Annotated in this window: 12 protein-coding genes; 11 read left to right on the top strand and 1 reads right to left on the bottom strand. The window is 56.9% G+C overall.

Annotation, left to right across the window (positions count from 1 at the left end; all coding sequences use genetic code 11):
- From VMN77_02755 to VMN77_02775, 5 genes are all read left to right on the top strand, one after another.
- Nucleotides 1-587 (top strand): alpha-amylase (locus VMN77_02755; GenBank protein ID HTN42697.1); only part of this gene is annotated, 587 nt, incomplete at its 5' end.
- A gap of 28 nt (nucleotides 588-615) precedes the next feature.
- Entirely contained in the window at nucleotides 616-999 is a 384-nt protein-coding gene (locus VMN77_02760) for a SemiSWEET family transporter (GenBank protein ID HTN42698.1), read from the top strand.
- Nucleotides 999-1,886 carry a hypothetical protein gene (locus VMN77_02765; protein HTN42699.1) on the top strand — a complete coding sequence of 296 codons (888 nt, stop codon included), beginning with the start codon at nucleotides 999-1,001 and terminating at the stop codon, nucleotides 1,884-1,886. The genes VMN77_02760 and VMN77_02765 overlap by 1 nt, the downstream gene beginning before the upstream one ends.
- Before the next feature lie 82 nt (nucleotides 1,887-1,968).
- Complete coding sequence (locus tag VMN77_02770) at nucleotides 1,969-2,886, top strand: transporter (GenBank protein HTN42700.1); 918 nt, start codon at nucleotides 1,969-1,971, stop codon at nucleotides 2,884-2,886.
- A 284-nt stretch (nucleotides 2,887-3,170) separates the two neighbouring features.
- Nucleotides 3,171-3,644 carry a hypothetical protein gene (locus VMN77_02775; GenBank protein ID HTN42701.1) on the top strand — a complete coding sequence of 158 codons (474 nt, stop codon included), beginning with the start codon at nucleotides 3,171-3,173 and terminating at the stop codon, nucleotides 3,642-3,644.
- Between the two features lie 300 nt (nucleotides 3,645-3,944).
- Here the strand turns inward: VMN77_02775 and VMN77_02780 are convergent, their stop codons facing one another.
- Nucleotides 3,945-4,088, bottom strand: a complete 144-nt coding sequence (locus VMN77_02780; protein HTN42702.1) for a hypothetical protein — start codon at nucleotides 4,086-4,088, stop codon at nucleotides 3,945-3,947.
- Nucleotides 4,089-4,262: 174 nt separating this feature from the next.
- Here VMN77_02780 and VMN77_02785 point away from each other — a divergent pair, with 174 nt between their 5' ends.
- The 6 genes from VMN77_02785 to VMN77_02810 all read left to right on the top strand — a co-directional run bounded on the left by VMN77_02785 (nucleotide 4,263) and on the right by VMN77_02810 (nucleotide 11,912).
- Nucleotides 4,263-4,724 (top strand): hypothetical protein, encoded by a 462-nt coding sequence (locus VMN77_02785; GenBank protein HTN42703.1) that lies wholly within the window; start codon nucleotides 4,263-4,265, stop codon nucleotides 4,722-4,724.
- A 14-nt stretch (nucleotides 4,725-4,738) separates the two neighbouring features.
- A complete protein-coding gene (locus VMN77_02790; GenBank protein HTN42704.1) occupies nucleotides 4,739-5,014 on the top strand; it encodes a hypothetical protein in 276 nt (91 codons plus the stop codon).
- A 161-nt stretch (nucleotides 5,015-5,175) separates the two neighbouring features.
- Nucleotides 5,176-6,453 carry a DUF2254 domain-containing protein gene (locus VMN77_02795; protein ID HTN42705.1) on the top strand — a complete coding sequence of 426 codons (1,278 nt, stop codon included), beginning with the start codon at nucleotides 5,176-5,178 and terminating at the stop codon, nucleotides 6,451-6,453.
- 51 nt (nucleotides 6,454-6,504) lie between these two features.
- Complete coding sequence (locus tag VMN77_02800; protein ID HTN42706.1) at nucleotides 6,505-7,545, top strand: DUF4105 domain-containing protein; 1,041 nt, start codon at nucleotides 6,505-6,507, stop codon at nucleotides 7,543-7,545.
- Between the two features lie 70 nt (nucleotides 7,546-7,615).
- Nucleotides 7,616-9,499, top strand: coding sequence for a hypothetical protein (locus VMN77_02805; protein ID HTN42707.1), 1,884 nt, complete (start codon nucleotides 7,616-7,618; stop codon nucleotides 9,497-9,499).
- Between the two features lie 298 nt (nucleotides 9,500-9,797).
- On the top strand, nucleotides 9,798-11,912 hold the full coding sequence (locus tag VMN77_02810; GenBank protein HTN42708.1) for a HEAT repeat domain-containing protein: 2,115 nt from the start codon (nucleotides 9,798-9,800) through the stop codon (nucleotides 11,910-11,912).

Below are 11,912 nucleotides of genomic sequence, written 5' to 3' on the forward strand. Positions count from 1 at the left end.
TGCACCTGCTTGCGGATTCCTCTTATCAGCAGGGAATGGTCCGGTTCATCGAGAACCATGACGAGCCCAGGGCTGCCGCCGCGTTTCCATCCGGAAAAGGTCGCGCTGCAGCAGTGGCGATCCTCACGCTTACCGGGGCAAAGTTGCTGCATGAGGGACAACTCGAAGGAAGGAAAGCAAGGTTGCCTGTCTTTCTGGGCCGTCGTCCCGCGGAGCCGGTCGATCATGACCTCGCGGTCTTCTACGGACGTCTGTTGAAAGAGACCAACCACGATGTCTTCCGGAATGGGGAATGGCGCCTCTGTGAGCGGAGCGGCTGGCCCGACAACCAGAGTTGCTTGAACCTCTTGGCCTGGAGCTGGTTCAAGGACGATGATCGCTTCCTCATCGTCGTGAATTTTTCTGATCGGGCCTCCCAGGCGCTCGTCAGGGCGCCGTGGGATGAGCTGAGAGGGAAAAAGTGGCGTCTCAACGATCTGCTGTCCGGCGAGACCTATGACCGAAGCGGGGACGAGATGAAGAATGCCGGTCTGTACGTCGACCTGAAGCCGTGGCAATGCCACCTGTTCCAGGTTCGTGCCTTTTGAGCGTTCACTGGGCGGAAGGAAGGTGAACATGGGTCATTCCAAGAAACTTGCGCTGGGAATTTTCTTCATCAGCGTGATCGCTCTGGCGGGCTGTGAGGAGTTGATACCCCAGAATCCGGCGAGCCTGCTTGCTCCCCGGTTTCACCGTTCAGAGGTCGTCGGCTTGGTCGCAGGATTTGGAACCACCTTCGCCGCCGTCCCGGACCTGATCGCGATGCTCCGGAGGCGGTCCACCGCCGGCATGAATCCGAGAATGGCGGCGATTACGGGCGCCTTTCAGATCCTCTGGGTCTATTACGGATTGTTGATTGTGTCGAGACCCGTGGTCGTATGGAATATCATCGCGGTGGCCACTAATTTCTTCAGCGTGGGCGCCTACCTTTATTTTGCCCGCCGGGAGAGGAGGAATTAATGTCTGTGACACGTTTCATGACGGCTTCGAAACGTAAGAGGGATTGTCCGCTCCGATGGAGAATCATTGGGGTCTTGGCTGTGTTGGGAATCCTGACGATCGGAGCCGAGCTCCCGGCCCGGGCCGCGGACGATCCCTACGACGGGGATTGGCATTTTTCGGTGACGCCCTATATCTGGCTGCCCAACATTAATGGCAAACTTCGGTATGACAATTTTGAGGGGGCGGGAACAAGCACCGAAGCCCAGACCGGTCCGAACAATTATCTGGAGAATCTGACATTCGCCTTGATGCTCAACGGCGAGGCGCGAAAGGGGTCGTGGGCGGTATTTACCGACATTATCTACCTGGACTTCGCCAATCAGGACAGCACCCTCAAGTCGGTGTCCGGCCCCAACGGCAATGTCCTCATTCCGCGAGACCGTAACACAAATACCGAGACGAGCCTGAGAGGAGGCGTCTGGACATTGGCGGGCAGCTACACTGTCGCACGGAATGACACGGCCACGCTCGACATTTTGGCCGGTGCACGTTATCTCATCATAAAGACCTCGCTTGACTGGAATCTGACCACGACGATCGCCGGACCCGGATTTCCCATCGAGCAGTCGGGTGATCGTTCCAATCGCGGAGATCTCGTCGACGCGATCGTCGGCCTGCGGGGCCGGCTGCGATTCGGGGAAGGCTGGTTTGTTCCTTACTATCTCGACTTCGGGACGGGCGGAACGAACCTGACGTGGCAGGGGATGGCCGGAATCGGCTACGCCTTTGATTGGATAGATGTCTTGGCGTCCTATCGCAGTCTTTACTACGACCAGTCCGGCGACCGGCTGCTCCAGAACATTCGGTTCAACGGACCAGCGGTCGCGGTGACCTTCCACATCTGATGGGGAGTTTATCATTTCATTGAGGTATTTTTATTAATCGCCGGCCGGGGGTACATGATCTGAAATTCGGGGCAGGGATGGAATGAAGCGATGCGCGATCGAAATTTTTGCAGTGTTCGTTGTTCTCATGTTGCTGCTTCTCAGCGCCGGACCCGCGTCGGCCCAGCAACTCGAACCCCGGGCCTACTCGCCGTCTCCCGTGGGCTTGAACTTCCTCGGCCTGGCCTACTATTACTCAAGCGGGGGCGTCGTGCTCGACCCCTCCCTGCCGATACAGAACGTACGTGCCAAGGTCTCCACCGCAGCCCCCTACTACGGAAGGACGTTCGGCCTCTTCGGCCGGCAGGCGAGTGTAACCCTGACGACGCCCTATGCGTGGGGGACGGTCCACGGCGATGTGAAGGAAGCGGGTCGCACCGTCGATCGTTCGGCATTGGCCGACCCGCAGCTTCGGTTCGCCGTAAACCTGATCGGCGGGCCGGCGCTGACGCCGCAGGAATTCTCCCGGCACGAGCCGGAAACCACGCTGGGCACAAGCCTGATCGTCGTCGCCCCGCTCGGCCAGTACGCCCCGTCAAAGCTGATCAACCTCGGCGCCAACCGCTGGGCCTTCAAACCGGAGTTGGGGCTTTCGCACCCCGTCGGAAATTGGGGGGTGGAATTTTACGCGGGCGTCTGGTTGTTTACGGCCAACGACGACTTCTTCGGCGGTCAGGTCAAAAGGCAGGACCCGCTGGCGTCGCTCCAGACCCATGTCGTATACACGATTCGTCCGCGGCTGTGGGCGGCCTTCGACTTCACCTACTACGCCGGCGGGGAGACGACGGTCGACGGCCGGCGGCAGAACGACCGGCAGGGCAATACCCGCGCAGGGTTGACGGTCTCCCTCCCGGTGGCGCGGAGCCAGTCCCTGAAACTGAGCTATACCAATGGAGTCTCGACCCGTGTCGGCTCGGCATTCCAAACGATCGGGGTGGCCTGGCAATGGCTCTGGTTTTGAAGGCGACGGGCGATCTGTCCGCGGGATCCCACGCGGCGGACCTGAGATACATATGGGGCCGAGAAAATCAACTCGTAAATTTACTAGCTGGTAATTTACCGAGTTGAAACACCGCGCCGGAAAAGATACCATACCGATGATGAATCGGATGGGACAATTTTGTAGTCAGGAACACTCAATAGTCGGAAATTTGGGACGCGGGTTTTGTCAACGGGACGAACCACAAACGCTTCGGCTTGCCGCATGGGGCGTCAAGTCAAATTCAACCAACGGAGGTCCATGTCATGAATCTATTTCGAATCGCATTAATCGTGGGTGTTCTGTTCAGCGCGGGATCGGTCCTCGCGCAGGAAGTGACGGCCGACACCATGCAGGCCCTCAAAGACAAGGTGATGTCCGATAAAAAACTGGTCGTGTCGGCCAACCTGAATCTGACGGATACGGAGGCCAAAGGGTTTTGGCCCGTCTATGACAGCTATCAGAAGGATCTGGGAGGCATCAATCAGCGACTGGCCACCCTGATCAAGAGCTACGCCGAGGTGTATAACAGCAACACCATGGACGATGCCAAGGCGAAATCGCTGGTGAACGAGGCCGTCGCGATCGAAACCGCCGAGGCGGCGTTGAAAAAGTCCTATCTTCCCAAGCTGGAAAAAGTACTTCCGATGAAGAAGGTGGCGGTTTATTACCAGATCGAGAACAAGATCCGGGCCTTGGTCAGGTATGAGCTCGCCTCGGAGATTCCCCTGGCCAAGTGAAACAGGGGCCCTTCATGCGGAGTCTCCATGCAACATGAATAACAAAAGCCACATAAAGCCCGGTTAGAAATAGGGAGGAAATGCTGATGAAACGTTTCACGAAAATGAGCTGGCTTTTCGTTCCGTTATCGCTTGGATTGCTTGTGACGGCCTGTGCCTCATACTACAAAGTCAGGGATCCCGGCACAGGAAATACCTATTACACGGAAAAGGTTAAGCGGGAAAGGGGCGGGGCCGCGACGTTCAAAGATGCCCGATCCGGGGCCGAGGTGACGATTCAGAATTCGGAGGTGACGGAAATCACCAAAGGTGAATATACCACGGGTATTTCAGCCCCGGCCTCAACGCCGGCCCCGGCACCTGCTGCAGCGCCCGCTCCAACTCCGGCACCCGCTCCTGCTCCAGCACCCGCTCCTGCTCCAGCGCCGGAAGCGGCCCCTGCACCAACGCCGGCTCCGGGAGAAAAATAGCCGATAGCCCTTCAGGCACTATCGGGTGGAAGCGGAATGACATCGAGAAGGTGAATTGTACGGACCCATGCCTTGTGTTCCGGTTCCTCATATTCAAGACGGGGAAGCTCCCGAAGCGACGGAGGTTCCGGCTCGTCGGGGCGGGGCTTTGCCCCGGCGCGTATTGATTGCCATTCCTACGATGCGTGTACACAATGCAACCAACACCCAAATATTCCTGGCTGCCGTGCCGGCCGGTGCATGCGTGTTCACAGCGCTGCAAGCCCAGGCGGCCGTCCTGACCGGCGCGAACCTCCAGAAACGTACCGACGCCATCCTCGGGCTGATGGTCTTCTCGCTCATTCCCGATGTCACCACGGGGTCGCTCTCCATAGCCAACACGCCCACGGGAAATCCGGACATAGCCATGAGCACGCTCGGCGGGGGCTTCACGGTGAGCAGGGATTTCCCGCTGTACCTTGAGGGCACCGCAGGATACAGCCGCTACGACCCGTCCTTTCTCGCCGCCGAAGGCGTTGACAGCGTGCATGAAACAGGGTACATTGTGCCTTCGATCAGGTTTCATCATGTCACATGGATGATGAATCAAAACGGAGCCGGTCCCCCATAATGGAGATGATGAACATGAAATGGATCAAGGAGATGAGCTGGCTTATCGTTCCGTTGTCGCTTGCTTTGCTTGTGACGGCCTGTGCCACGTACTATAAGGTGAGAGATCCCGCCACCGGAGACGTCTACTATACGGAAGATGTGAAGCAAGGAGGGACGGGGGCGGCGATGTTCAAAGACGCTCGCAGCGGCTCCGCGGTAACAATCCAGAATTCGGAAATTACGGAGATCAGCGAACAAGAATATAAGGCGGGCGTTTCGACTCCCGCCCCGGCTCCGGCTCCGAAGTAGGGTTCAACACCGAAGGAGGCCTCGGAAAATGTTGGCCTGATCTTTCCGGATCACGGTCCGTATGAGACCGAAGGACCGGTTGGCCGGGCGATCAAAAAAGGTCTCCACCACAAGGAGCCGCTCGGAGAGTCGCCGGGTTGGGCATCCGTAAGGCGCGACCCATGACCTGGTTACAACGGTACCGCTGGCGGTCGTTCATCAAATCCTCTTTATGGCTCTACCCGGTGGCGGGATTGCTGGCCGCGACTCTGGTTGCACCGGTGATCCGGTGGTTGGACGGGCTTACTCATTGGAGTTGGTTCAACTTCAATCCGGAAGGCGCCCGAGCCGTCCTGGGAGCGTTTTCCGCCTCGATGTTGACCTTCCTCGTCTTCGTCCTTTCCGCGATGATCATCGTTGTTCAGCTGGCCAGCGCGCAGTTGACGCCCCGCATCATCGGCCTGTTTTTTTCCAGGCGGCAGATCAAGGTGGTCCTGGGCGCCTTTACGTTTTCCTTCATCTACACCCTGGCTGCGCTGGGCCGGATCGAACAAACTGTTCCCCAATTACCCGTCGCTCTGGCGGTCGGTTTAAACCTGCTCTCCGTCATCGTCTTTGTCCGGTTCGTCTATGAAATCGGTGTCGGCTTGCGCCCGATCGCCTTGCTGGAGGACGTGGGCCGGGAAGGCCGATGGGTCGTTGAAAACATTTACCCTCGACTCTTCGACTCCATGCCCGGTAGGAATACGGCTTCCGACCCGCGACGGACTTCTCCAATCCGTATCATTCCCCATACGGGGGCGTCCGGCACGGTCCTGGCGTTTAGTCCCGCGCACATGGTCGAGCTCGCTCAACGGGCCGATGCAATGATCGAGTTGATTCCCCAGGTCGGCGATTTTATCGCGAAGGGAGACCCGTTCCTTCGCGTGACCTCCGAACAGCGTCCTGTGGACGACGAGGCCTTGCGTCATTGTATCGCCATCGGACCCGAACGCACCATGGAGCAGGATCCCCGATTTGCATTTCGCATCCTGGTCGATATCGCCAACAAGGCGCTGTCCCCGGCCATCAATGATCCGACGACCGCCGTGCTGACGCTCGATCAGATCCATCGTTTGCTGCTCTATGTGGGACAGCGGGATCTCGGCTCCGGGGAAGGACGCGACGCGGAGGGAAAGCTTCGACTGGTCTATGACACGCCGGACTGGCCGGATTATGTCCTGCTCGCCGTTAGCGAGATCCGCCACTACGGCCAGGGCAGCATCCAGGTGGCCCGTCGGCTCCGGGCCATGTTGGAACACCTGATGCGGGTCTTGCCGGAGGGGCGAAGAGCGCCGCTGCGTCGCGAGCTTCAGCTGCTGCAGAAATCCGTGGAACGCGATTTTGACGATCAAATGGACCGCGACATGGCGGAGGTTTCGGATAACCAGGGCGTGGGCGGGTCCGCTTCGTCGCGGTAGCTCAAAAATCGAAAGGGAACGTACGCGGCGGACGAACCGGCCTCATTCATCATGGGCGATTCCATTACAAAATCCGGAACAGGTTCATCCTATATTCTGAAAGGTTTGACGATATTTACCCGGGCCCTGTCCGGGTTGGCGTTGATCGCCATGACCGCGTGGGGCGTGCTTGCGATTTACTACTCCAACCTCCCGCCGATGGTCAGGGTGGTGTGCAGTGTCTTTTTCGCGCTCGCTGCTGTAAGCGGTCTTGTTTGGATCCGGCCCTGGCGCCGGGCCTTGGCGGTTTTCCTTACGGGTTTCATCGTCGTGCTGCTCGGATGGCTGGCCATTCCTGCCAGGAATGATCGAAACTGGCAATCCGATGTCGCTGTCCTGCCGTATGCCACCCTAGAAGGGAATCTCGTCACGGTCCACAACATCCGAAATTTCGACTATCGCAGCGAGACCGACTTCACCCCGTCCTATTACGACAAAACCTTCGATCTACGACAGCTCGACTCCGTGGATCTCATCGCCGTATACTGGATGGGGCCGGACATCGCGCATACCTTTTTGAGTTTCGGCTTCGGCGGAAAGGATCATCTGGCCATTTCGATCGAGACCCGAAAAGAACAGGGGGAAGGATACTCAACGATCCAGGGGTTCTTCAAGCAATATGAGCTGTACTACGTGGTGGCCGACGAGCGCGATGTGATTCGGGTACGAACCAACTATCGCAAAGATCCCCCAGAGGACGTCTACCTCTTTCCCCTTCACGGTCGATTGGAAAATGGCCGGCACCTGTTTTTGGAATACATGCATGCGATCAACGCGTTGAAGGAACACCCGGAGTTTTACAATACCCTAACCACCAACTGCACCACGACAATCTGGCTCAACAGCCGGGTGAATCCCGGCCATCTGCCCTTCTCCTGGAAGCTTCTGCTGAGCGGCCACGTGCCGGAGTATTTATACGAGGCCGGGCTGATCGATACCCGACTGCCGTTTCCGGAGCTGGTGGCGCGCAGCCTGATCAATTCCCGCGCAAAGGCCGCGGATCAGGACCCCGATTTTTCAGTGCGGATCCGGCAAGGACTGCCCGGACTATAATACGGAGGATCGTTTTCGCGTGTTCGACGAGGGGGATAAAGAAAATAGGCGGTGGATGTTAACCCGGGCCTTGCCCCTAGCCTTATATCTATTGCTGGCCGTATCCCTTTTCGGCTGTATCACACCCATCGGTGTACGGAAGGTGCCCACCGATATCACCTACCGGGAAATCACCGCCAATGCCATCAGCGGCAATGTAATCAGCCAAGATTCCGAGGTCGTTCTGTATCGCTTTGGCCTCCTGGATCGGTTTTACAAAGACCCCGCGGGGGTCATCGCCCTTCTTCATGAGAAGGCGAGCAGGGACCCCCGGCGTGACCTGCGCTTTGCCCTTGCGGAGATGAGCTACTACTACGGGACCCTACTTGAAAAACGGGGCATTTTCTATCCCAATTGGGCGGAACCTTACGAATACTATCTGATGTCCGCCGTCTATTCCTATTTCTACCTGTTCGCCGAGGGCGGGACGGAACAGGGGGATCCTTACGACCGCCGATTCCAGATCGCCGTCGACATGTACAATCGTGCGCTCGGCAAGGGCCTGGCCACGGGGAAAGACGGCCAACTGGTGCTTCAGGATGAAATCCGCCAGTTGCCCGTCGGCAATATTGAGATTTCTCTCAAATTGAAGGCGCTGCCGTGGCCGCTGGAGGACTTCGACCGCTTCCTGCCGGCGGATGACTACACCGTGTACGGATTCAGTATTCTGGCCCGAACTCCGGGTATCGGCCTGCCCCTGATCGCCGTGCACCAGAAAACACCGGAATATCCCGGAGGGCCCTCAATTCCTATGACCGCTTTCTTGCGTGTCCCCGGGGATGTTCAAGACCTCAACGACAAGACCCCCCTCGCGTCCCTGGAACTTTATTCGGGTTATAAAGAAACGACCATCGTGGCCAACGGCCAAAAGGTCCCGTTGGGAACGGACACAACAACGCCGCTGGCGTACCGGCTCAGCGATGCCTACCTCTGGAGCCAACTGGGTCCCCGGCGGTTTATATTCGGCGGCCAGGAAAAGCCGAAGCTCATTATGGTCCAGCCCTACGTGGCCGGGCGCATACCCGTCGTTTTCATTCACGGGACCGCAAGCAATCCCCTCTGGTGGGCCGAAATGTTCAATACGCTCTATTCCGACCCGGTCCTGCAGGAACGGTTTCAATTCTGGTTCTACATGTACGACAGCAACCTTCGGGTCCCGGTTTCGGCCGCCGCGATGCGCGACATCCTGACCCAAACGGTGGCGAAACTCGATAGGGAGGGGATGGACCCCGCGTTGCATGAGATGGTGCTGGTCGGACACAGTCAGGGGGGGTTGCTGGAGAAAATGAGCGTGGTCAAGACCGGCGATACGCTCTGGGATGCCCTCAGCAAGGTAAGCCTAAAGGACCTGAAAGCGAAACCCGAATTAAAGAAGGAATTGCAAAAGGAATTTTTTATCGAGCCGCTCCCTTTCGTCAAAAGGGTGGTCTTTATTTCAACCCCGCATCGAGGAAGCTTCCGGGCCAGTTCATGGGTTCGAAGCATTCTCCGGCGCATTGTTACACTGCCGGGTGATATCCTTACGACAAATCCCAAGGAGTACTTCAATGTTATTGAACAGGCCAATTTACCCCCCGAGTTTCGCGGCCAGGTATTTACCAGCGTGGACAGCATGTCGCCGGAAAATCCGGTCCTCAAAGCCCTGGCCGGGATTCCGGTGGCCCCCGGGATCAAGTCCCACTCGATCATCGCGGTCCTGCCGGAGTACAGTGATTACACAAAAGGAAATGACGGCGTGGTCCAGTACTCGAGCGCCCATATCGAAGGGGTGGAGTCCGAATTCATCGTACGCGATCAGCATTCCTGTCAGGGGAACCCGTTGGTGATCGAGGAAGTGCGCCGGATCCTGCTGGAACATCTTGCTTCTGTCTCGGAATCATTCAAATCGCACGAGCCTACGACACCGACGCAGTAATCTTCCTATTCCCAATTCCCCCCTCATTGGATCAATCCATCGGTAAAGGTCGGCATGGCTCCGGCCCCTTCCCTATTTCCATTTGTACGGTCTACAAAAAAATCCTTAATTTTCCTGTCGGCCACCGGAATAGGCCCGTTATGAATATGATAAACCGCGTTTAAAAATCCGGTCCGTCAAACTCGTAAGACCCTGTTTAGCCAACCTTTTTGACCATGATTCGGGTTGACAGTGCCCGCATTTCAGCTATCCTTGTTAATAGGTCCCGGATAAACCTTTATAATGAGGCAGGGAACACTTGGACGAAACACCCCCGTCGACACAGGTCATTGATTCCCAACATATTGTAAACGTCCTGATCGGGCTTCAGGTGGCGATTCGCAAGGTGGGGCTCTACTCCTTCTCCCATTCCGTCGTTCCCAGCCTTTTGGAAAACCTGGAAACAAATTTCAACGCTCTCTTTGAATCGATAGGGGGAGTCACGTTCGGAATCACCCGCCATGAATTTTTATTCCAGGATACCTCGCTTTCGGCCGGGAATCCGGTGATCCGCGAGCTCGCCCGCGGACTGAATCAGTTTGGATTGGCCGGAATGTCATTTTCAAAAGGGCTCACCAGAGACGACATTTTAAAATTTCTCAGACTGCTTGTGGAGGGCCGCGGACAGACGCCGGAGCAACGGGAACGGATGATTGCCCGGTTGCACCAGGAGGTCCCGGCTATCCGGTTGAAGCTGATCCGTTTTGGAGAAGCGCTAAAAGGTCCCCGGGAGACGGTCGATCCGGAAAAACGAGAAAATGCGGAGCCGCAGGAAAAAGGGTTATGGCGCGGGCTGGTCAAACAGCTGTTGGACCAAAACGCGGGGAACGGCCAATCGATACCCGGTATGAGCGCCGATGAAAAAATCGACATTGAAAAACTGGGGGAGCTCATCAATCAACTCTGTCGGGAAAACGGGCCGGAATCAAAAAAGAATGAACAAACCATTGCCGGATTCCTGCGCGCTCCGACCGAAGGCCGTTTCCTGGACCACGAGCAGCGAATGCATCTGTATCGTGAATTATCCAGGATGCTATCGAACCTCGACCCGGCCGTGAGAGAACAGATTTTTCGTTTCTCGGTGGAGGACACGGACAACGACAAAGCCCCCGTGGAAGATCTCCTGGAATTCTTGCCGGAAACCCAGCTGGTGGAAATCCTGAACCAGATTCAATTATCCAATCAGGGGGTCTCCGCACCCATGTTGAGTCTGCTGAACAAATTGACCGATCTATCGTCTCAAAATGAAAAGATCAAGGAGATGTTGACCTCCAAGCTGGAGAATCACCAGGACCTGGTTCAGGAGCTCTTCACCAACCGGGCCACCCGAACCTATTATCCTTCCTCATACCGCTCTCTTCTGGATGAGGAATTGGCTCATGAAAAGTTTGAAAAACAGTCCCCTCCCGTGGACGAGATGAAGGAAATCGAACCGGACTCGGTCAACCGACACCTCGGCCTTGTCCTGCTGGAACTTCTGGACGGGCCCATTCGATCCCAACCCGAGTACGAATGGCTGATCCGGCAGGTCACCCGTGTGTTGACGGGGGGAATGGGAGATCACAAACAGGCCGTCCTGAAAGAAACCCTGTCGATTCTTTTCGGAAAGCTGAACTCGGCCGACGCGGCCACCCGGTCTTTTATCCAAAAAGAAATCAGAAATTTCATCACGCCCGAGGTGTTCGCGGGCCTCCTCCAATCCTTACGGACGGATGGCGACGAGCGCGTGGGGGACCTGCTCGGCCAATTGAAAGAACTGGCCGGGTCCGAGGGGATCCCCATGTTGCTGGATCTTCTGGAGGTCGAGGAGAATTTGTCGGTCCGAAAACGCCTGTTGCAATGGATTATCCAGTGCGGTCCGGCCGTGATCCCCATGGCGGTGCAACGTCTGAAAAATCCAAAATGGTATGTGGTCCGAAACATGCTGGTTTTGCTCAAGGACCTCGGGGCGAAGGAGGCCTTGCCCGAAATCCTTCGAAGTCTTCAGGCGGACTCCTCAAAACTCAGGATGGCCGCGCTCCAGGCGATTGAATCCCTGGGAAAGGGCACCGATATCTTCGATCGCGCCGTCTCCACGGCGCTTCGCGATTCCGACCCGGCGGTGTTCCGCAAAGGCGTATCGATGATTCTCTCCCAACCGGATGACCGGGCCATGGAGATGATCCGGTCCATGTTGCGATTTACCGGCGAGATCAGCGCGGAAAACCAATTGATTCCCGTACTGGAGATGATCCGAAAATCCCGTGTAAAGAAACTGGTCCCGGACCTCTTGAAACTTCGGCGTCACCTGAGGCTTCGATTCTGGCAATGGAACCGGATCGGGGTTCTGTACAAGGCCGTCAACCATACCCTCCGCGAACTTCGGTCGGGGTAA

It is taken from the genome of Nitrospiria bacterium (genome assembly GCA_035498035.1).
GTDB lineage: Bacteria > Nitrospirota > Nitrospiria > JACQBZ01 > JACQBZ01 > JACQBZ01.